The organism is Trinickia sp. (assembly GCF_035492435.1).
Classification (GTDB): domain Bacteria; phylum Pseudomonadota; class Gammaproteobacteria; order Burkholderiales; family Burkholderiaceae; genus Trinickia.
On sequence record NZ_DATJJF010000044.1, the window covers coordinates 1 to 21040 of the forward strand.

The 21040-nt window shown below is 61.1% G+C and carries 17 protein-coding genes and 1 pseudogene; 9 read left to right on the forward strand and 9 right to left on the reverse strand.

The window, feature by feature from the left end; translation table 11 throughout:
• Positions 1-244 (forward strand): annotated as a pseudogene (locus tag VL598_RS03895) (5'-methylthioadenosine/adenosylhomocysteine nucleosidase); the annotation flags it as partial.
• 299 nt (positions 245-543) lie between these two features.
• Here VL598_RS03895 and VL598_RS03900 read toward each other — a convergent pair.
• Together VL598_RS03900 and VL598_RS03910 are read right to left on the reverse strand one after the other, a co-directional pair.
• A complete protein-coding gene (locus VL598_RS03900; protein WP_325325386.1) occupies positions 544-717 on the reverse strand; it encodes a hypothetical protein in 174 nt (57 codons plus the stop codon).
• Positions 718-1112: 395 nt separating this feature from the next.
• Positions 1113-1436, reverse strand: a complete 324-nt coding sequence (locus VL598_RS03910; protein WP_325325388.1) for a DUF2288 domain-containing protein — start codon at positions 1434-1436, stop codon at positions 1113-1115.
• 162 nt (positions 1437-1598) lie between these two features.
• Between VL598_RS03910 and VL598_RS03915 the strand changes: the two genes are divergently transcribed.
• The gene (locus VL598_RS03915) at positions 1599-2129 is read left to right on the forward strand and encodes a cytochrome b (protein ID WP_325325402.1); all 531 of its coding nucleotides are present in this window, start codon (positions 1599-1601) and stop codon (positions 2127-2129) included.
• Positions 2130-2719: 590 nt separating this feature from the next.
• On the opposite strand, the gene VL598_RS03920 is transcribed toward VL598_RS03915, so the two are convergent.
• Positions 2720-3484: a peptidoglycan DD-metalloendopeptidase family protein gene (locus VL598_RS03920; protein ID WP_325325389.1), complete on the reverse strand. Its 765-nt coding sequence runs from the start codon at positions 3482-3484 to the stop codon at positions 2720-2722.
• Between the two features lie 192 nt (positions 3485-3676).
• Positions 3677-4600 carry an aldose epimerase gene (locus tag VL598_RS03925; protein ID WP_325325390.1) on the reverse strand — a complete coding sequence of 308 codons (924 nt, stop codon included), beginning with the start codon at positions 4598-4600 and terminating at the stop codon, positions 3677-3679.
• Positions 4601-5173: 573 nt separating this feature from the next.
• On the opposite strand from VL598_RS03925, the gene VL598_RS03930 reads away from it, so the two are divergent.
• Positions 5174-6142 carry a phosphoribosyltransferase gene (locus tag VL598_RS03930; RefSeq protein WP_325325391.1) on the forward strand — a complete coding sequence of 323 codons (969 nt, stop codon included), beginning with the start codon at positions 5174-5176 and terminating at the stop codon, positions 6140-6142.
• A 53-nt stretch (positions 6143-6195) separates the two neighbouring features.
• On the opposite strand, the gene VL598_RS03935 is transcribed toward VL598_RS03930, so the two are convergent.
• From VL598_RS03935 to corA, 5 genes are all read right to left on the reverse strand, one after another.
• Entirely contained in the window at positions 6196-7488 is a 1293-nt protein-coding gene (locus tag VL598_RS03935; RefSeq protein WP_325325392.1) for an FAD-binding oxidoreductase, read from the reverse strand.
• A gap of 159 nt (positions 7489-7647) precedes the next feature.
• Positions 7648-9093 (reverse strand): aspartate aminotransferase family protein, encoded by a 1446-nt coding sequence (locus VL598_RS03940; RefSeq protein ID WP_325325393.1) that lies wholly within the window; start codon positions 9091-9093, stop codon positions 7648-7650.
• A 40-nt stretch (positions 9094-9133) separates the two neighbouring features.
• Complete coding sequence (locus tag VL598_RS03945) at positions 9134-10468, reverse strand: glutamine synthetase family protein (protein WP_325325394.1); 1335 nt, start codon at positions 10466-10468, stop codon at positions 9134-9136.
• A 338-nt stretch (positions 10469-10806) separates the two neighbouring features.
• Positions 10807-11031: a hypothetical protein gene (locus VL598_RS03950; protein WP_325325395.1), complete on the reverse strand. Its 225-nt coding sequence runs from the start codon at positions 11029-11031 to the stop codon at positions 10807-10809.
• A gap of 484 nt (positions 11032-11515) precedes the next feature.
• Positions 11516-12487: a magnesium/cobalt transporter CorA gene (gene corA / locus VL598_RS03955; protein WP_325325396.1), complete on the reverse strand. Its 972-nt coding sequence runs from the start codon at positions 12485-12487 to the stop codon at positions 11516-11518.
• Between the two features lie 339 nt (positions 12488-12826).
• Here corA and kdpF point away from each other — a divergent pair, with 339 nt between their 5' ends.
• The 6 genes from kdpF to VL598_RS03985 form a co-directional block, all read left to right on the forward strand.
• Complete coding sequence (gene kdpF / locus VL598_RS03960; protein ID WP_325325403.1) at positions 12827-12919, forward strand: K(+)-transporting ATPase subunit F; 93 nt, start codon at positions 12827-12829, stop codon at positions 12917-12919.
• Entirely contained in the window at positions 12916-14721 is a 1806-nt protein-coding gene (kdpA, locus tag VL598_RS03965) for a potassium-transporting ATPase subunit KdpA (protein WP_325325397.1), read from the forward strand. The genes kdpF and kdpA overlap by 4 nt, the downstream gene beginning before the upstream one ends.
• A 13-nt stretch (positions 14722-14734) precedes the next feature.
• Complete coding sequence (gene kdpB / locus VL598_RS03970; protein ID WP_325325398.1) at positions 14735-16882, forward strand: potassium-transporting ATPase subunit KdpB; 2148 nt, start codon at positions 14735-14737, stop codon at positions 16880-16882.
• A gap of 112 nt (positions 16883-16994) precedes the next feature.
• Positions 16995-17576 (forward strand): potassium-transporting ATPase subunit KdpC, encoded by a 582-nt coding sequence (gene kdpC, locus VL598_RS03975; protein WP_325325399.1) that lies wholly within the window; start codon positions 16995-16997, stop codon positions 17574-17576.
• A gap of 71 nt (positions 17577-17647) precedes the next feature.
• Positions 17648-20530: a sensor histidine kinase KdpD gene (locus VL598_RS03980; RefSeq protein ID WP_325325400.1), complete on the forward strand. Its 2883-nt coding sequence runs from the start codon at positions 17648-17650 to the stop codon at positions 20528-20530.
• A gap of 3 nt (positions 20531-20533) precedes the next feature.
• On the forward strand, positions 20534-21040 hold a 507-nt coding region (locus tag VL598_RS03985), incomplete at its 3' end, for a response regulator (protein ID WP_325325401.1).

Below are 21040 nucleotides of genomic sequence, written 5' to 3' on the forward strand. Positions count from 1 at the left end.
CAGTGCTGTGGAGGTGGCGGCGCTCGCCGAAGCCCTGCCCGATGCGCTTGCTGTGGAAATGGAGGGCGCGGCGATTGCTCAGGTGTGTTACGAGCACGACGTGCCTTGCGCTGTCGTGCGGACCATCTCGGACACGGCAGATGACCATGCGCACATGTCTTTCGCTTCGTTCCTGACTGATATCGCCGGCACGTATTCGTCGGGAATTTTGCGGCGGTTTCTCGCAGCCTACGCCGTGGCCTGACCGATGTGGTTATGCGGTTACGGCGACACACACACAGGGCAAATCGGCCCATTCTTCTGGGCCGGGACACGATCAGTGATTGATCGGGTTGCGCGACAAACCTCCTCGTCCTTCCGGGCGAGGAAGGGTAACGCGGCGTCCGCAGGGCGCTGAGCGGCATCATTGTGGCGGCGGGCCTGCGGCGCACAATGATGTGAAGAGCGAGCGCTGCGCTCCGAAGGAAATCGCCTCCCCGAAGGACGTCCGCACCGCGGAAGAAGTCTTTTTCGGGATAGGCGGATTGGACGATCGGGGCCGCGTCAGTGTTTCGGCCGGTGGTGCCAGTCAAGGATGTGACGGTCCGCGAGCCACTGGTGGATGAAGCCTTCGCCGTGTTCGCGTTTGTAAGACCGCCACTGAACGATCGTCAGGCCGAGCAGCACGAGCAGGCCGACCCCGAGTCCGACGAGATCGGCGATCGATTCAGCGTCCATGGCAACTCTCTCCTTGCGCCATTGCGAGAGACCAGCGCATACGAGCACATATTAGGACACTCAGCGTGAAGGAGAGAGTGCACGCGTGCAACACGCGAATGGGTGCGAGCACTGCCGTGCGTATGCGGTCGTACCAGCATCTGGCACCGCTCTTCCATTAGACTCCCGCTTCCTCTTTTAAAGGGATCGCCATGGAAAGATTCACGTGGGCGGCAGCGGCCGCATTTTGTCTATTGGCCGCCGGCTGCGGGGACCAAGTCATCGAGCATCGGCATCCGCCTCACGATCCTCCTGACTATCACGGTGTGCCGACCGATACACGGCCGCCGTCAATGCTCGACACGGCTAGCCCGGCATCGGGAGCGTCCTCGCAATAGCGAAAGACGAGCGCGCGGCTAGCCGCGCTCTTGTACGCACACCCAGGGCGAAACGACGACGGCCCACAGCTCGGGATCGCGGGCGGCGAAGTCCGCCGCAGTTTCACTTTGCACGCGTTCGACCAAGCCCGCCGCGACCCACTGAGCGACCTGCTGCGTGTCATCGGCTGCAATGGCTTCAGCAACACTGACGAGATCGAGATCGCGCGCCACGCGCAGCAATATGCCGCGCGCAAAGAAACGCTCAAGTTCGGCCCAGCCGATTTTTGCGGTCTCGCCAAGTAACTTGGCATAGAGAGGGCTTTGTTCGCCGGCGCCGGGGCGGCTGCTGTCGGTGTTCATCGGGGTTGGGTCGGGGTTGTGAGCGGCCGTCACTATAACCGATCGCTAAGCAATGCTAGGCTGCCGTATGCCAGATGCTTTGCCATGTTTTGTCTGATAAATGGAGCCGCTACGCGTTAGAATTCAAGCGCGACTATCGACCGATTTGGAAGGGCGACCATGATGAGTAAAACCGCTGCTCCGAAATACGATCTCTTGGCCCGTCTTATGCACTGGCTCATCGTCGTGCTGCTGATCGCGCAATATGCGATCGCATGGACGATGCCCGACATTCATCGCGGCACGCAGCCGGTGGGCCTCATTCAATGGCATCTCCAGTTTGGTACTGCGATCATTGCAGTCATGATCGTGCGCCTGGTTTGGCGCCTCTTGCGTCGCGAGCCCGACGTGGTCGACGGGACAGCGTTCACGCGTCAGGCGGCCCGCTTTACGCATGGCATCCTTTACCTGTTGCTGATCGTGCAGCCGCTCATGGGATGGGCGAACGCGTCGTCGCGCGACTGGACGGTAACCCTTTTCGGCGTCATCCCGCTGCCGCCGCTGTCGGCGGCAGGGTCCCGGCTCGGTCACGCGATGGGCGATATCCATCAGATTTTCGCATGGGGAATTCTGGGGCTCGTCGGCGTGCACGTGGCGGCCGCCCTTTATCACCACTTTATGCTGCGTGACGGCGTGCTGCGGCGGATGGCATAAGGCGAGGCCACCGCAGCCCGCAGCGAAACTGCATCTTTCCTCTCTGTGCTGAAACTGACGTCCTCGTTGCTGCGGACTGGAACTCACCATGCAAAACAACGCACGAACGCTTCATAACGATCGGTTCGAGTCCGCATCCGGCGTCTCTTGCGGGAAAATGTCCCGACAATTGTGAGCTGTCGATTCAAACACTGCGTTACGAAATATAAATTAATAAGATTAAATCGATGTTGTTAGAGGATATTCTGGGTAAAGGCTTGGGTGGCTTGCGTTGTCAGCCCAACAGACAGAAGTAATGGCGAGAGAAGGTGGTGGTGATAATCTTTCAGTTTAATTGTCGATGCATTCTGACGGTTCTGACATTCCTTCGCTCTTCCCGGACAATTGGGTTCGAAGTGGCAATTTGTTGATTGTTTGGCCGATGTAAAGCAGTTAGATTGCTAATCGGCGCGAGGCGAACCGGTCCTTTGCCTTAATGCGCCGAACCCCCGTTAGCCCGGCTTCGCCGGGCTTTTTTTTTGGAACTGCTAATTGTTTTTGGGCGTTCTCGTGTGCAATCGAGAAGGTCAGGGCACCTGACCAACGCGCTTTCAACCTCGCGGCAGGTAACGCGCGGGATCGATCGAGCGGCCCTTGTAGCGTAGCTCAAAGTGCAAGGCAACGCGGTCATTGTCGGTATCGCCCATTTCGGCAATCGGCTGTCCCTGCGCCACGTTTTGGCCTTCCTTCACGAGCAGTCGGCGGTTGTGTGCGTAGGCAGTGAGAAAGTCGGTGTTGTGTTTGATGATCAGCAAGTTGCCGTAGCCGCGTAAGCCATCTCCCGCATAGACGACGGTGCCCGCCGCCGCTGCTACGACAGGCGTGCCAATCGCATTGGCGATGTCGATGCCTTTCGAGTTACCGCCGTCAAAGCCGCGCACAGTCGTGCCTTTGGCGGGCCAGACGAGCTTGATGCCGTTGGCGGGGGCGGCGGGCGGTGGTCCCAGCGCTGCGCGCGCTGCGTCACGGTCGCGGCTCGCTGTGTTGTCGGGCGTCTTGCTGACTGTCTTGCCGTTTGCTGGCCCACCGCGCGGCGCTTGCTCGGCCGGCGGGCGCGCCTCCTGCCTAGCCGTTGCGGCGACGCCTGCTGGCGGTACGACACGCAGAACCTGGCCTGTTTCGATTGCGTCGGGATTGGTCAGGTTGTTCCATCGGACGATGTTCTGCACCGATTGGCCTTGCATACGTGCAATTCTAATCACCGTATCGCCTCGCTCGACGCGGTAGTACCCCGGGGCGACACTCGTCGTGCCGCATGCGGCGATCACCGCCGCGAGCGGCAGGCAGGCAAGCCGCATGATTGTTCGTTTCAGCATTGACCCTCGCTTGAACTTCGACTTCGATTCGACGCCCGAAGCGCCTGAATGCGGCGCGACCGCGAAAACAACACGAGCTACTTGCCACGGATGGCGCAAACGTCAGATTTTAGCGGGTGAGACCACGGCCGCGGTCAAAGCTGTAAAACGATCCGTCCATGCCGCGCTGAACTGTTTGACCCCGGAGGGCGTCTAGCGCCCAGTCGCTAAGGCGACCGTCATGCGCAAGGCGGCCGTCTCGCTATTGCCCGGTGCCAGCCAGCGCAGACCGCGACCGTTGTGAATCGCGTCGGGCAGGCCAAGCCACGGCTCTACGCAGTAAAAGTCGGACGTGTCGGTTTCTGTCCAAGTCGTCACGGCGTACCACGGTGTCGAGCCGGGCCGGTTCAGGTCAATCTCGATACGCATGCCCTGCGACGGACAAAGGATGCGAACGGGTTCGTTGGGAACGCCGTGAAGGCAATGAAAGCGATCGTGGATGCGCGTGTCATCGAGCGTGTAGCGCCGCTCGCCTGCCTCCGGGGAACTGATCGAGCCGTCTTCCAACTGGTGGTGGCGGTCGGTGGGCGGCAGCTCGAGCGTCGTGTTCGCGCGTAACGAGTGAGGCAACGCGAAGTAGAAATGATGGCCGGCGTAATAAGGCATCGAGGGCATCGGCGCGTCGCCAGTGTTGGTCGTTGTTAGCGTGACGTCGAGCGTATGCGCATCGGCGAGCCGGTACGCCGCCTCGAAGCGAAAGCTGAACGGGTAGGGCTCACGCGTCATTTCATTGTCGACGAGCACCATACGAATGCCGTGGCCGTCGGGGTCGATCGATGCCTCAAACGGAAGGTCGCGCGCGAAGCCATGCACAGGCAACGCGCGGACTACGCCCGCGCTGTCGCGCCACTCGCCGAGCCGGCCGTCGACGCGGTGACGCCCCAGGAAAGGAAACAGCAGCGGATTGCCGCCGCGCACTCGCGCGAGGCGGCCCCAATCGGCATCGTCGGGCCAATGGATCACGGGTTTGTTGCCGATGCTCCACGAAAGCAGGCGTCCACCGAATTGAGGCGCGGCGCGCAAAAGGGCGTCGCCCTGCGCCAGTTCTACGATCTCGTGTTGTTGGAAGAGTGTCATGTCGACGGTTACCCGAATGCGCTGGTGAGGGCCGAAAGACCGGATTGTGCACTGGCTTCGGCTAAGGACAAACCCTCGGTTACGTCAATTTACGCCATCTTCGTTTTTGACTGCGGTTCAATTTTGTTGATAATGCGCCTTTGCCCGGTTGTCGGTTTGCGCGTGCCGGGTGCGCATTTTCATTGGGGGATGCATGGATTTGGCAATGGCCATGGGGTTGGCGGTAGTGGGTCTCTTTGCCGGCAGCACGGCGCTGTTCTTTTACCGGTTTATCCGCTAGTCTGAACCGCCGCACGCCGGCTCCCCGGCATCATGCATCCTTGTGCGACGATGTCGGCCCATGCAATTGTCGGCTATCGCTGACGAGTCGGCAGCACGGGCCTCTGTTCGTTGCGGCGCACAGAGGCGCCGCCTTAGTAAGCCGGCGAACAATAGGTTTTCTGCTTCGCGGCCTCTTCGTTTGCGCTATCGCCCTTGCTTCTCGCTCGTTCGTTGTGCTCGAGCGGCTTGACGCTGTCAACGGGCGTGCTGCGCTAGACTGTCGCCTCTCCGCATTTCGAATCCGCTTGCGACATGGACAAGCCGGTACTGCCGATTACCTACGAGCAAATCGATCAATGGATTGCCTCGCTCCAGCCCACGCTTGCGCTTGAGGCCTTTGCCTGCGCGATCGGCATTTTGCGCGGTGGCGCACCGCTTGCGCTGATGGTTTCGCATGCTGCGGGCGTGCCTCCCGCATTTCTGCGTTACGAGCGCGCGACACGCACCGTGTCTTGGCATTCGTCGATTCAGCTTCCCCCGCCCGGCAGCAAAGTGTTGCTCTGTGAGGACATCGCCGGTGTCGGCCACACGTTCGCCGATTGCATCGATTTCGTGCGCGCGCAAGGGCTCGTCGTCAAAACGATGACCGTGGCCTTCGACGACCTGAGCCGCATACGTCCGGACTACGGGATGGACGCTCGTGGCTATTTCCCGTTAGTGCCCTGGGAGCGCCATGCCTACACGGACGCTTACCGGGCGCGCTGGCAGCGCACCGAGGCGGGGGCCGCAGGCTCGATCGGCGAGGACCATGAGTTCGACGCCTACGCGATCGACCTCGACGGCATTTTGCTGCCCGACCTCCCGCCACACCGCTATGCAGTCGACCTGGCCTGCGCACTTCAGGAGCGCGACGAACTCCTGCCCTACGAACATCTGCCCCACATCGAATGGCAGCGCACGAAAGCGATCATCACCGGCCGGCCGGAGACGGATCGCGTACGCACGGCCGCATGGCTGAGCCTCCATGGCTACGCCAATCCGCGCCTCGTCATGCGCGACCCGGCGAGGCACGACGATAGCCCTGAATCGGTTGCAGCGCATAAGGCGCAGGCTGCTGTGCGGCTCGGCTGCACGCACTTCGTGGAAAGCGATCCTGTGCAGGCCATTTTTATTGCGCAATGCGCACCGCTGCTGCGTGTCATTTGGTGGGACGCCGAGCGCAGAACGGCCAAGCTCATCGCGTCACAACGCTGGCCCGCCTTTACGGCCGACTCGGCCTGATCAGCCGGCAGTGCTTTCGTGAAGCCCGATCGTGCCGATCCGCACATGCCGCTTCAAAGCTTGTCCTTCAACCGATACCAGGCCATCGCGAGTACGAGGGCGGGCGTGCGCAGCAGCGTCCCGCCTGGAAAATCGCGATGCGCGATGCGCGCGAACACATCGAACCGCCCAGCTTGACCGGCGATTGCCTCGGCGATGAGCGTGCCGGCGAGCGCTGTGGTGTTGATGCCGTGCCCTGAGAACCCCTGAGCAAAAAACACGGTCGACGAAAGACGGCCGAAATGCGGCGCTCGGTTCATCGTGATATCGACGAAGCCTCCCCATGCGTAATCGATCTTCGCATCGGCGAGCTGCGGAAACGTCCTCAGCATATCGCGGCGCATCGCGTTGGCCAGGTTGCGCGGCGCAAATGTCGAGTAGCTGACCTTGCCACCCCAGAGCAATCTCCCATCCGGCAGCGGGCGAAAATAGTCGAGTACGAAGCGGCTGTCGCAGACCGCGGCGCGGGCTGGCATCAGCGCATGCGCACGCGCCTCGCCGAGCGGCTCGGTGGCAATCAGATAAGTCCCCACGGGCATGATTTTTCGGGCGAGTGTCGGTGCCAGTGCGCCGATATAGACGTTGCAGGCCAGCACGACGAATGACGCGCGCACGCTGCCCTTGCCAGTTCGCACGATCTGCTTGCCGTCTTGTTTCACGATGGCCGTCACGCAGCTGTCTTCGAAGATCTGCACGCCGGACGCAACGGCCACGCGCGCGAGCCCGAGCGTGTAATTGAGCGGATGCAGATGGCCGCCATCAGGATCATAGAGACCGCCAAGGTAGCGCGATGATTGCACGTAGTGGGGCATGTCCGCCTGCTCCACGTAGCGAAGACGCGTATGGCCGAAGTGCATCGCCGCATCGTCATGCCAGCGGCGCAGGGCGTCGACGTGATGCGGCTTGTTTGCGGCCGTGATGTGCCCTGGCGTGAAGTCACACTCGATGCTATGCCTCGCGATACGCGACTTCACCATCCCGAGCGCTTCCTGGCCCATCGTCAAGGCACGCTTGGCGTCGGCGTCCCCGAGCTGCCGGCGCAGCGTTTGCACTTCGCAGGCAAAACCGCCGATCAACTGTCCGCCATTGCGACCGCTTGCGGCCCAGCCCACCTTCGATGCCTCGAGGACCGCCACGCTCAGCCCGCGTTCGGCGAGCTCGAGCGCCGCACATACGCCCGTCATCCCCGCGCCAACCACGCAGACGTCGACATTCAGCGAGGTGTCGAGCGATTGGCGATGAAGCGGTTTGTTGGCTGTGGCAGCGTAATAGGAGTCGACGTGCGATTGTTCGGAAAATTGTTTCATCGTCAATCGGACTCCGGTCTGGAACGTTGGCTTTTCCCCCAATCCCGCAATTCCCAATCCCCCAAGGGGACTTCCTTCGGGGCGGGGGATTTTCTGCTGCGCTGGGCCGTGCCCCGGCCTCTTGATCGGTTCTGGCAAGCGGCTAAGCGTGCGTCTCGTTCACAGCGCCCCTACGTGCTGCGCCGTCGCATCGATGGCCGCCTTCGCCTTCCCAATGAGTTCGTCGACTTCCTGTTTCGTGATGACGAGCGGCGGCGAAAGCAGCATCCGGTCGCCGCTCGCGCGCATGATCAGATTCGCGTTGAAGCTGCAGTCACGGCACAACGCGCCAACTTGCGAGCCGTCGACAAAGCGCGTCCTCATGCGCGGCTCTCGAGCAAGCTGCAATCCCGCGACGAGCCCCGCGCCTGCGATCTCCCCGATGATGGGATGCCCCTCGAACGCCTCGCGCAGGGCGCGCTGGAAGTACGGTCCGATATCGTGCTTCACGCGCTCGACGATCCCTTCGTCGCGCAACAACGTCAGGTTTGCGATGGCGACGGCAGCCGCGACTGGATGTCCCGAATAGGTCATGCCGTGATTGAACTCGCCGTTGTCGACGATGGCTTGCGCGATGCGGTCATGAACACCCACGGCACCCATCGGCACATATCCGCTTGTCAGTCCCTTGGCGAGCGTCATTAAATCGGGCGTCACGCCGAAGTGCTGATGGGCGAACCATTCACCGATGCGCCCGAATCCGCCGATGACCTCGTCGGCGATGAAGAGTACGTCGTACTGGCGGCAAATGCGTTCGACTTCGGGCCAGTAGGTGGATGGAGGGAAAATGACGCCGCCCGCTCCCTGAAACGGCTCGCCGATGAAGGCCGCGACATTTTCAGCGCCAAGCTCGAGAATCCTGGTTTCGAGCTGTCGCGCGCGTTCAAGGCCGAACGCGTCAGATGAGATGTCATGGCCAGCCTCCCCGAAAAAGTAGGGCTGATCGATATGGACGACATGTGCAACTTTCGAAGGCATCTGCTCGTGCATATAGGACATGCCGCCGAGCGTCGCGCCGGCAATTGTCGAGCCGTGATAGCCGTTTCTTCGAGCGATCACGTACCGCTTCTTTGGCTTGCCTTGCGTAGCCCAGTAACGATGAACGATCCGAAGCGCCGTGTCGTTGCCCTCAGAGCCGCTGTTGCAATAGAAGAAGCGATTGAACGGCTCGGGCGCAATCTCCGCGAGCAGTTCGGACAGGGCGATGATGGGCGGATGCGTCGTCTTGAAGAACGTGTTGTAGTAGGGCAGCTCGATCAGTTGCCGGTAGGCCGCGTCCGCGAGCTCTTGGCGTCCGTAGCCGACGTTCACGCACCATAGCCCCGCCATGCCGTCGATGATCCGGTTGCCGTCGGAGTCCCAGAGGTAGACGCCATGTGCCTTGACGATCACGCGGCTACCCATGCGGTTCAGCGCGCCCATATCGGAAAAAGGGTGAAGATGATGGGCCGCGTCGAGTGCGCGATACTTGGCTGTGTTTTGGTGGGCGGCCGTTGCAGCGGCATCGTGCTCAGTGCCGGCTTCACCGTGTGGCAAATGGGATGTTGCTTCCGAGCTTTGGCGCATAGTGCCTCCGTTCATGGGTTGAAACGACGACGTGTGACGCTCAGACATTCAGCAAGAGATGCTTGCGCTCCCATGAACTGATGACGCGAAAGAACGCGTCATACTCGGTCTCCTTCAAAACGAGATAGGCCTTGACGAACTGCTGGCCGAGAATGTCGCTAAGCGGCTCGCAAGAAGCCATGAGCGTCATGCCCTCCTCGAGATTGCGCGGCAGTTGATACGGCACCCGGTAGCCGTCGCTTGCGAACGGTTCCGTGGGCGTGAGGCGCTCGATCATGCCGAGATAGCCGGCAGCGAGCGTTGCCGCTATCGCGAGGTAGGGATTGCAGTCGACTCCCGGAATCCGGTTCTCGATGCGGCGCGCGGCGGGCTGCGAGTGGGGAATGCGAAAGCCGACCGTGCGGTTGTCATAACCCCATTGCACGTTGATCGGCGCCGCCATGAAGCGTGAGAGTCGACGATAAGAATTGATGTAGGGCGCGAAGATTGGCATGAGTGAGGGCGTGTAGTGCTGAAGCCCGGCGAGATAGTTGTGAAAGAGCTCGGTCGGCTCGCCGTTGGGACCTGCGAAGAGGTTGCGTCCAGTCTCTTTGTCAACGAGGCTTTGATGCACATGCATTGCCGAGCCGGGCTCGCCTTCCATGGGCTTGGCCATGAAGGTCGCATACATGTGATGACGCAACGCGGCCTCTCGCACGGTGCGCTTGAAGAGGAAAACACGGTCGGCGAGCTTCAGCGGATCGCCGTGCAGGAAGTTGATTTCCATCTGCGCTGCACCGACCTCGTGAATCAACGTATCGACCTCGAGCTCCTGAATATCGCAGTACTCGTAGATGTCCTCGAAAAGCGGATCGAACTCGTTCACGGCTTCGATCGAGTAGGCCTGGCGTCCGGTCTCCGCACGTCCTGTGCGGCCGACGGGCGGGCGCAACGGCAAATCGGGGTCCTTGTTCATGTCGACGAGATAAAACTCGAGCTCCGGTGCGACCACGGGCTGCCAGCCCCGCGCCTCAAACAGTCCGAGCACGCGCCGCAAGACGTGCCGCGGCGAGATCGCGACGGGCGTGCCGTCGAAGTGGACGCAATCGTGAATGACCTGTGCCGTCGGATCGACGGCCCACGGAATGAGGCGGATCGTCGACGCATCCGGTACGCAGACCATGTCCGGATCGGTAACGCCGGTGAGGCTGCTGTCGTCGGGATAGTCGCCTGCCACGGTTTGAATCATCACGGCCTGCGGCAGCCGCATCGATTCACCCGATTCGAATTTGCTTCGCGGAATGATCTTGCCGCGCGCGATGCCGGCCATGTCGGGGATGATGGCCTCTATTTCGGTGATGTGATGTGTCCTGAGAAATTCGTCGATGTCGTACATGTTCGGCCTCGCTGTTTTGGGGTGTACTGCCGCGAACAGGCGTGCGTGGACGCGGACCTCTTCACTGCCCGTGCCAAACTGGCTGTCGACGAAGACAGCCTGTGCGGGCAAATGGGCGATGCTCCTTCGCCGGTGCGTTTTCGCCGGAATGAGCGTGAGTGTGCCGCCGTCAGCGGACGGTGCCGCGCGTGACAAGGAGCCAGATGCTGCGCGTCGTTGCGAACGTCACGGGCGATACAGCATCGGCAAGCGCAACACGAACCGCAGCGTCTTGCCCTGAGTAGGCAAGCGAGCGCGTCGGGCAGCCGGCGAACGTGGAGTGGGGGGCGGCTAAGGCGCTACGGCAGTAGCGAAGCGACGTCGTCGGTATCGACGGCGATGAATGCGCGCGCGGAAGTGACGTTGTGACGGCGGACTGAGCGCCGGGACAGAATCGTGAAGACGGACAGAAACCGGCGAAGCGCGGGGCTGCCGTTGCTGCCGTCAACAGTGGAGCAGTCGCCGCGAAGACACCTCGCTGGCTGATTGCGATCCCATCTTACCAAGGGGCCTCGGACTCTCACGATGACACTCTATTGGCAACGTTAGACGCTGTGCACCTCGCTTGCCGAATGGTGAGCATTCGACGAGGGAGGCCACGATTCGCTCATTTCCGCGTGCGCTGAGGTCGCACTGCTACGCACGAGCACGCGTTGATCTGTTGAATTATGACAAAAGCCTTTCGACAGCATATACGAACTGTAAAAATTCCGCCAAATGCTTTCTGCGGATAGCGTTGGTCATGTCGCCTGCAGCTTGCCGCTCGGCGCAGCGCATAGCAAAAATATGCGCAATCGAGGCGAAAGCACGGCTAATAGCCGTGTGCCAAGCGGAACTGGCGGGTAGGGCGATTCTCACGCGGTGGCAGCCGCGTTTTCCGGCTGCGCGACGCATGCGTTGGCGAATTGGCGATGCGCGAAGGGCAATCAATCGCCAGATCAATCATCAGCAAACGGCGCATCGGCGAAGGCTCTGATTTCGCAGGAGTTGCTCAGCGCTACTGGACAATTAGATCCAGGCCTCGCGCTTCAGTTTCCGATAGAGCGCGACGCAACCTGTCACGGTGACAGCCAATGTTGCCGGGTACCCCCACGACGTCTTCAATTCGGGCATGTCCTGGAAGTTCATGCCGTAGAGACTGAAGACGACCGTGGGCAAGGCGAAGATCGCCCCCCATCCGGCGAGCCGCTTGACGATTTCGTTTTGCCGCACCGTGACGAGCGCGAGGTTCACATGCATGGCGTTCGTCAGCATTTCGCGCAAGTCATCAGTTGCCGCCACGACGCGTTGCGCGTGGTCCTGAACATCACGCAGATAGGCACGCAATTCCTTGGGAATCAGCTCTTCGTGAAACCGGATGAGCTGATTGCAGATCTCGTGGATCGGTGCTGCGGCATTGCGAAGCTCCATCAATTGATGCCGGAGCTCATAGGTTTCTTCGATCGTCTTCTCGTTGAAGTCAGCCTTGAAGAGGTTCGCTTCAATACGATCGAACTGCGCTTCATAACTGCTCATGATCGGCTGATAGTGGTCGACGATGAAGTCGAGCACGGAATAGAGCGCAAATGCGGGCCCTTTGCCGAGGAGCGCCGGATTGCATTCGAGGCGCGCGCGGACTTCCCCGTAGCTTGTCGACGCGCCGTGCCGTACGGTGACGAGAAAGTTCTTACCGATGAAGACGTGGGTCTCGCCGTATTGGACTTCGCCTTCCGTGAGCTGCGCGGTCTTGACGACGACAAAAAGCGAGTCACCGTAGACCTCGAGCTTTGGCCGTTGGTGCGCGTTCAACGCATCTTCGATGGCCAGATCATGGAGATGAAATTCCTCCTGCATTTTGCGCAATAGCGGTTCATCCGGTTGCCACAGGCCAACCCATATAAACGTGCCGGGTTCTTGAACCACTTCACTGATGTCGTCGATCACCACGTCTTTCAAACGCTTGCCTGCCCGGTACGCGACGCTCCTGACTACCATTTCCATTGCCATCCTCCGCTCGAATGCGATCCCAGACCTACTGCGCCCTTTGTCATCGTTTCGTCGCCATTTGGCGCCGTTGACGCGGCACATACATACCGACACAGGGGCCTCATTTTCCACCAACCCGACATCTTTACGCGTTTTTTATACCTCAGCCTCCAGTCTTATCGTGGCCTTTACTGCGACTCGTCTACGCTCTATTTCTGTCCTGATCCGCTACGGGAGACGATAAAAAATGGACGTGGTTTACATCGTGGGCATAGTCGCATTTTGCGGACTCTGCCTCGCATTAGCCGCGGGTTGCGAGAAGCTGCGCGCCCGCGCGCCGGGAGGCCGGCCGTGATCGCATGGATGATGTGGCTCGCCGGAGCCTCGACCCTTCTTCTGCTCGTGTACCTCGTTTACGCGTTGCTGCGTGCGGAGGACCTTGAATGACTACGAACGATATTTTTCAGACGGCGATCTTTATCGTCGTACTGATTGCTTTGGCCATCCCGGTTGGTCGTTACATGACGGCTGTCCTCGATGGCTCGTCGGTGCTCGTGCGCATCGGCCGGCCGATCGAAAATCTGCTGTACAAGATCGCTGGCGTCGACGCAGAAGCGGAGATGTCGTGGAAGCGTTATGCGGTGGCCGTGATGCTGTTCAGCGCGGTGGGCGCATTGGCTGTGTACGCGCTGCTGCGCTTGCAGAATGTGCTGCCTTTCAATCCGCAAGGCTTTTCGCCGATGACGCCTGACGCCGCGTTCGATACGGCGGTCAGCTTCGTGACGAATACAAACTGGCAAGACTACGGCGGCGAGAGCACCCTCGGCTATCTGGTGCAGATGGTCGGACTGACGGTGCAAAACTTCATGTCGGCTGCGACGGGCATTGCCGTCGTCGTTGCGCTGATCCGGGGCTTCGCGCGCCATACGGCCAAGACGATCGGCAATTTCTGGGTTGACCTTACGCGCATCACGCTTTACATCCTCGCTCCGCTCTCGATCATCGTGGCGGCGTTGTTCATGGGTCAGGGTGTGATCCAGAACCTGAAGCCGTATCAGGACGTGTCGACGTTGCAGGTGACGACCTATCAAGCCCCGAAGACCGACGCTCAGGGCAATGCCGTCAAGGATGCAAAGGGCAATCCGGTCATGCAGGACGTGAAGGTCGACAAGCAGACGATCGCGATGGGGCCCGTGGCCTCGCAAGAAGCGATCAAGATGCTCGGCACGAACGGCGGCGGGTTCTTCAATGCGAACTCCGCGCACCCTTACGAGAATCCGACGCCGCTCGCAAACTTCATCCAGCTGGTGGTGATGCTGCTTATCCCGGCGGCCCTGTGTGTGATGTTCGGGCGAATGGTCGGTGACAAGCGCCAGGGCTACGCCGTGCTTGCGGCGATGACGATTGCGTTCGCAGTCGCATGCTGGGGCGAGATCTCGGCCGAGCAGGCGGGCAATCCGGTCTTCACGTCGTTGCATGTCGACCAGAGCGCGTCCGACCTGCAATCGGGCGGCAACATGGAAGGCAAGGAAGTGCGCTTCGGTATTGCGCAATCGGGCATCTTCACCGTTGCGACGACTGCCGCCTCTTGTGGTGCCGTGAACAACATGCACGATTCGTTGACGCCGATGGGCGGCTTCGTGCCGATGCTGCTGATTCAACTCGGCGAAGTCATCTTCGGTGGGGTCGGGTCGGGCTTGTACGGCATGCTCGTATTCGCATTGCTTGCGGTGTTCGTCGCGGGCCTCATGATCGGCCGCACCCCTGAGTATGTGGGCAAGAAGATCGAGTCGTTCGAGATGAAGATGGTGTCGATCGCGATCTTGTTGACGCCGTTCCTCGTACTCGTTGGCACATCGATCGGCGTGCTTTCGCCGCTCGGTACCGCGGGCATTGCCAACCCGGGGCCGCATGGCTTCTCGGAGATCCTGTACGCGTTCAGCTCGGCTGCGAACAACAACGGCAGCGCATTTGGCGGTCTTTCCGTGAACACGCCGTTCTATAACGTGTTGCTCGCCATCGCGATGTGGTTCGGCCGCTTTGGCACGATCGTGCCGGTGTTGGCGATTGCCGGTTCGCTTGCGAACAAGAAGCGCCTTGCCGCGACTGCAGGCACGCTGCCGACTCATGGAGCGCTCTTCGTGGTCTTGCTGCTGGGCACGCTGGTGCTCGTTGGCGCCCTCACGTATGTGCCGGCGCTTGCGCTCGGCCCCGTGGTTGAGCATCTGATGATGATCTCGGGTCACTGATTTCGAGGAAAGCATGACAACTGTCAATCAAACGCCTGCCCACCGTCCTGAAAATTTGGGGCAGGCTCGTACGGCGGCGCGCTCGATGTTCGACCCGGTGCTCGTCAAGCCGGCGATCGTCGACTCGTTCAAGAAGCTCGGGCCGCGCACGCAGCTGCGCAACCCGGTGATGTTCTGCGTGTACCTCGGCAGCATCCTCACGACGGTTCTCTGGATCGCCGCGCTGATGGGTGAGGCCGAGGCGCCGGCGGGATTCATCCTCGCCATTGCGCTCTGGCTGTGGTTCACGGTGCTTTTTGCCAACTTTGCCGAAGCGCTTGCTGAAGGGCGCTCCAAGGCACAGGCTGCTTCGCTTAGGAGTGCGAAGCATAATGTGATGGCGAAGAAGCTCAATCAGCCGCATCCGAAATCGCCCATCCTTCTCGTCACCTCCACGGATCTGCGTAAGGACGATGTCGTGCTCGTCGAAGCCGGCGACACGATACCGGCTGACGGCGAAGTGATCGACGGCGTTGCGTCGGTGGACGAGTCGGCCATCACGGGTGAATCCGCGCCTGTGATTCGCGAATCGGGCGGAGACTTTTCGTCTGTTACGGGTGGCACACGCGTGCTCTCTGACTGGATCGTCGTGCGCGTGAGCGTGAACCCGGGAGAAGCGTTTCTCGACCGGATGATCGCGATGGTTGAAGGCGCGAAGCGCCAGAAGACCCCGAACGAGGTCGCGCTGACGATTCTGCTCGTTGCGCTCACGCTCGTGCTGCTCTTTGCGACCGCGACGCTGTTGCCGTTCTCGATCTTTTCGGTAGCCGCGATGAAGGCGGGCCATGTCGTTACGATCACGGCGCTCGTCGCGCTGCTCGTGTGTCTGATTCCGACCACGATCGGCGGATTGCTGTCGGCCATCGGTGTCGCGGGCATGAGCCGGATGATGCAGGCCAATGTGATCGCGACGTCCGGACGCGCAGTCGAAGCGGCTGGCGACGTCGATGTGCTGCTGCTCGACAAGACGGGCACGATCACGCTCGGTAATCGCCAGGCTTCCACGTTCGTGCCCGCGCCGGGTGTGACGGAGGAAGTGCTTGCGGATGCGGCTCAGCTTTCTTCGCTCGCCGACGAAACGCCTGAAGGCCGAAGCATCGTTGTGCTCGCGAAGCAGCGCTTCAACATCCGCGAGCGCGACATGGCTTCGTTGCACGCTCAATTCCTCGCTTTCAGCGCGCAGACGCGCATGAGCGGTGTGGATCTGCCGAATCGCGAAATCCGCAAGGGCGCGGCCGACGCGGTGCGGCGATACGTCGAGGAGAGTGGCGGCCGTTTCCCGCAGGACGTGCAGAAGGCAGTCGACGACGTGGCTCGTCGCGGCAGCACGCCGCTGGTGGTGGCCGAGAAGCTTGGCGCGCATGGCTCGGATCAAGGCAGCGCGCGTGTGCTCGGCGTGATCGAATTGAAAGACATCGTGAAGGGCGGCATCAAGGAGCGCTTTGCCGAACTTCGCAAGATGGGCATCAAGACGGTCATGATCACGGGTGACAACCGGCTGACGGCTGCGGCGATCGCGGCAGAGGCGGGTGTCGACGACTTCCTGGCCGAAGCGACGCCGGAAGCCAAGCTCGCGATGATCCGCTCGCACCAGACCGAGGGCCGGCTCGTTGCAATGACGGGCGACGGCACCAACGACGCGCCGGCACTTGCGCAAGCCGACGTGGCGGTCGCGATGAATACGGGCACGCAAGCCGCGAAGGAAGCGGGCAACATGGTCGATCTCGACTCGAACCCGACGAAGCTGATCGAGATTGTCGAAATCGGCAAGCAAATGCTGATGACGCGCGGCTCGCTCACGACGTTCTCGATCGCCAACGATGTGGCCAAGTACTTCGCCATCATTCCGGCTGCGTTCGCGACGACGTATCCGCAACTGCGTGCACTCGACGTCATGCATTTGTCGTCGCCGGCCTCGGCTATTTTGTCGGCAGTGATCTTCAACGCGCTCATCATCGTGATCCTGATTCCGCTTGCGTTGAAGGGCGTCGCGTACCGTCCGCTCGGTGCGGCCTCGTTGCTGCGTCGTAATCTGCTGATCTACGGCCTCGGCGGCATCCTCTTGCCGTTCCCGTTCATCAAGCTGATCGACATGGGGCTTCATGCGATGGGCTGGTTCTGACAGCCGAGCCCTGAGAACTGCCGGACGGATCACTGCGTTTGTTATCCGTCCGGCTTAAGGAAAGCGACGCGAACACGATTCGCCCACACCTACGTTTTATAGCTGAACGACCATGAAAAACCTTTTGCGACCCGTGCTGGTGCTGTTTGCGGCGATGACGGTGATCACGGGCATCGTCTATCCGGTCGTCGTGACCGCGATCGGTCAGGCCGTCTTCCCGCATCAGGCGAACGGCAGCCTTATCGAGAAGGACGGCAAGCCGGTCGGCTCCGAGCTGATCGGTCAACAGTTCGATGCACCGTCTTACTTCTGGGGCCGGCTCTCCGCCACGACGCCGAACCCGTATAACGCGCAGAACTCGAGCGGCTCGAATTTGGGCCCGACGAACCCGGCTCTCTCCGACGAAGTGAAGGGGCGTCTGGCGGCATTGCACGATGCCGACCCGACGAATACGGCACCGGTGCCCGTGGACCTCGTGACGTCCTCGGGTAGCGGGCTCGACCCGGAAATCACGCCGGCGGCAGCCGCCTATCAGGCGGCGCGTGTGGCGAAGGCACGCGGATTGACAAGCGATGCCGTCAACCATCTGATCGACCTGAACACTTCGGGACGTCAGTTTGGCGTGTTTGGCGAGCCGCGTGTCAATGTCCTCAAGCTGAATCTGGCGCTTGATCAATTGAAGCCAATGCACTGATGACGAAAGAAGGCGTATCCTCAGTGCACGGCCAAAAGCGCCATTTGTTCGATTACTAGAAAATACGTGCCATGGAACGACCGGACCCCGACGCGCTGCTCGATAAGATCCAGCGTGAGGAAGAAAAACGGCGCCGGGGGCGACTCAAGATCTTCTTCGGCGCCTCGGCAGGCGTAGGCAAGACGTTTGCGATGCTGCAAGCCGCGCGGCGCCGCAAAGAGGAAGGTGTCGATGTTGCGATCGGCATCGTGGAGACGCACGGCCGCAAGGAAACGCTGGAGCTGCTCGACGGGCTCGAAGTTATTCCGTTGTCACGGATCGAGTACCGCGGGCATCTTCTTGCCGAATTCGATCTGGACGCCGCCCTCGCGCGCAAGCCGGAGCTGCTACTTGTCGATGAGCTTGCGCATTCCAACGTGCAAGGCTCGCGGCACCTGAAGCGCTGGCAGGATGTCCACGAGCTACTCGATGCCGGGATAGACGTCTATACGACGGTCAATGTTCAGCATCTGGAAAGCCTCAACGATGTGGTGGGACAGATCACGGGCATTCGCGTCTGGGAGACCGTGCCCGACCGCGTTTTCGATTTGGCCGACGAAGTGACGATCGTCGACCTGCCCGCCGAAGAACTGCTGGAGCGTTTGCGCGAGGGCAAGGTCTATCTGCCGCATCAGGCTCAAAACGCAGTTCGTAATTTTTTTCGCAAGGGCAATCTGATTGCGCTGCGCGAGCTTGCATTGCGCCGCACGGCTGATCGTGTCGACGCCCAGATGCGTGAGTATCGTGCCGATCAGTCGATCGAGCGAATCTGGCAGGCGCGCGATCGCATTATCGTCTGCGTCGGCGCCGGGACCGAAAGCACAAAGCTCGTGCGCGCAGGTGCGCGGCTTGCCGCCAGCCTCAAAGCGGACTGGTTGGCCGTCTACGTCGAGACACCGCGACTGCAGCGATTGCCCGAAGCGATCCGAAAACGCACGCTCGACGCCTTGAAGCTCGCCTCGGAACTTGGCGCGGAGTCGGTGACGCTTCACGGCGAGGATGCGACGCAGACGCTGATCGCGTACGCGCGAATGCGCAACGTGTCGAAGCTGGTGGTGGGCGCCTCGCGCGCGTGGGGCTGGCGAACGTGGCTGCGGCGATCAACGGCCGAGCGTTTGATCCATGAGGCACGCGACATCGACGTAACGCTCGTGAACTCGGGAGATGTGCGCGATGAAGCCGAGCGGCGTGAATCGGCGGCACGTTTCGCGGGTGTCGGTCAAGAGGTGCGTCGTTCGAAGCCGGCGTCCTACGCCTATGCGGTGGGGGTGTGCGCGGCGATCACGGTCGTCGCGAGTCTGGCGCTCGGCCGCATCTCGCTTGCCAACCTCATCATGCTGTATCTGCTCGGCACGATTTTCACGGCGGCGCGACTTGGTCGAGGCCCCGGCGTGCTGTTCTCGTTTGTCGGCGTCGCGTCGTTCGACTTCTTCTTCGTACCGCCGCGCATGTCGTTGACGGTCTCCGACACGGAGTACCTGCTGACGTTCATCGTGATGCTGATGACCTCGCTGACGATCAGCCACCTTACGGCAAGCCTGCGCAGGCAAGCACGTATCGCGACGTTGCGCGAGCGGCGTACCGGTGCGATGTTCGCCATGACGCGAGAGCTCGGCGCTGCGCTGACGACGGCACAGATCATCGAAATCAGCACGCGCCACGTGGCCGAGGTTTTTCAAGCTCACGTGGCCATCCTTTTGCCGGATAGTACCGAGAAGCTTCGGCAAAAGGTCGAGAACCCCGATCCGGCCGTGACACTCGACGAGTCGCAACTCGACGTTGACATCGGGCAGTGGGTCTACGATCAGCAAAAGCCGGCCGGGCAGGGTACCGATACGCTGCCTGCGGCAACGGCGTTTTACCTGCCGCTCAAGGCTCCGATGCGCACGCGCGGGGTGATCGCGCTTGTCTTGCCGCGCATGGATGAGCTGCAGGTGCCGGAGCAGCGCCGCATGATCGATACGTTCGCATCGCAGATCGCGCTCGCGCTTGAACGCGTCCACTACGTTGAAATTGCGCAGGATGCGCTCGTCAGCATGGAGTCCGAACGTTTGCGCAACTCGTTGCTGTCGGCGATTTCGCATGATCTGCGCACACCGCTCACCTCCATTGTTGGTTTCGCGTCGATGCTTGCGGAAGCGCCGACCGGCGCCGATGGCGGTGACGCGCGATCGCACGAGCTTGCCGAAGCGATCCACGACGAGGCACTGCGCATGACGGGGCTCGTCACGAACCTGCTTGACATGGCGCGCTTGCAGGAAGGCAGCATGCGGCTCAATCGCCAATGGACGTCGATCGAGGAAGTCGTCGGCTCCGCGTTGGCGGCGTGCCGGCGGGTGCTGGCGGGCCGGCAGATCCACACTCGCGTACCGCCCGATCTGCCACTCGTGCAGCTCGATGCGGTTCTCGTGGAAAGACTGTTCGCAAATCTCTTCGAGAATGCGTCGAAGTACACACCGGCTGGCTCCCCCCTCGTGATTGTCGCTTCGACTTTGGAGGAAGACGGGCAACGTTATGTGAAGGTGGAGGTGCAGGACAGCGGGCCGGGATTGCCGCCGGGGATGGAATCCCGTGTGTTCGAGAAGTTTACGCGCGGGGAGAAGGAATCAGCGAAGCCTGGGATCGGCCTGGGCCTCGCGATTTGCCAAGCGATTGCACAAGCGCATGGCGGTAAGATTGGCGCATCGAACCGAACCGCTGGCGATGCAACCGTACGTGGGGCGACATTCTGGTTTATGTTGCCCGCGGAAGAAGCACCGCCTTTCGACGACGAAGCCGCGGAGCAGGGCGAGGACGCTGATGCGTCGCATCGATCGCAGCCTTCTATTAACCCCACCGAGCTTGGCGGCAGCAACGATCTTGCGCCGAACGGCTCGGCTCATTTAGACGCGAATGTGCACACGCGCACTCAATAGCTGATGTCGGAACCGAACATTACCGTCCTTTTGATCGAGGACGACAGCCATATCCGCCGCTTCATGCACGCATCGATGGCCAGCGAGCCAATACGCGTCCTGGATGCGGAACACGGAAAACGCGGATTGTCGTTGGCGGCGGCTGCGCGCCCCGATCTGGTCATCGTCGATCTCGGGCTTCCGGACATGGACGGGGTCGACGTGATCCGGCAACTGCGTGATTGGTCGTCGGTACCCGTGATCGTGCTTTCGGCGCGCACTCGCGAAGAGGAAAAGGTGGCCGCGCTCGATGCCGGCGCCGACGACTATCTCACGAAACCGTTCAGCGCCGGCGAATTGAATGCGCGCATTCGGGCGCATCTGCGCAGACACAACCGTTCGAGTGCAGGCCCATCGGAAGCGTCGAAGGTGTGCTTTGGCGATGTGAGCGTCGATCTGGAGCTACGCATTGTCGAACGCGGCGGAAACGCGGTTCACATGACGCCCATCGAATATCGACTGCTGGTTGCG

Coding starts and splice junctions, on each gene's coding strand:
- kdpA (WP_325325397.1), top strand. CDS start 12,916: ATGACTACGAACGATATTTTTCAGACGGCGATCTTTATCGTCGTACTG.
- kdpB (WP_325325398.1), top strand. CDS start 14,735: ATGACAACTGTCAATCAAACGCCTGCCCACCGTCCTGAAAATTTGGGG.
- VL598_RS03980 (WP_325325400.1), top strand. CDS start 17,648: ATGGAACGACCGGACCCCGACGCGCTGCTCGATAAGATCCAGCGTGAG.
- VL598_RS03920 (WP_325325389.1), bottom strand. CDS start 3,484: ATGCTGAAACGAACAATCATGCGGCTTGCCTGCCTGCCGCTCGCGGCG.
- kdpC (WP_325325399.1), top strand. CDS start 16,995: ATGAAAAACCTTTTGCGACCCGTGCTGGTGCTGTTTGCGGCGATGACG.
- VL598_RS03935 (WP_325325392.1), bottom strand. CDS start 7,488: ATGAAACAATTTTCCGAACAATCGCACGTCGACTCCTATTACGCTGCC.
- VL598_RS03930 (WP_325325391.1), top strand. CDS start 5,174: ATGGACAAGCCGGTACTGCCGATTACCTACGAGCAAATCGATCAATGG.
- VL598_RS03900 (WP_325325386.1), bottom strand. CDS start 717: ATGGACGCTGAATCGATCGCCGATCTCGTCGGACTCGGGGTCGGCCTG.
- VL598_RS03910 (WP_325325388.1), bottom strand. CDS start 1,436: ATGAACACCGACAGCAGCCGCCCCGGCGCCGGCGAACAAAGCCCTCTC.
- VL598_RS03925 (WP_325325390.1), bottom strand. CDS start 4,600: ATGACACTCTTCCAACAACACGAGATCGTAGAACTGGCGCAGGGCGAC.
- VL598_RS03945 (WP_325325394.1), bottom strand. CDS start 10,468: ATGTACGACATCGACGAATTTCTCAGGACACATCACATCACCGAAATA.
- corA (WP_325325396.1), bottom strand. CDS start 12,487: ATGGAAATGGTAGTCAGGAGCGTCGCGTACCGGGCAGGCAAGCGTTTG.
- VL598_RS03915 (WP_325325402.1), top strand. CDS start 1,599: ATGAGTAAAACCGCTGCTCCGAAATACGATCTCTTGGCCCGTCTTATG.
- VL598_RS03940 (WP_325325393.1), bottom strand. CDS start 9,093: ATGCGCCAAAGCTCGGAAGCAACATCCCATTTGCCACACGGTGAAGCC.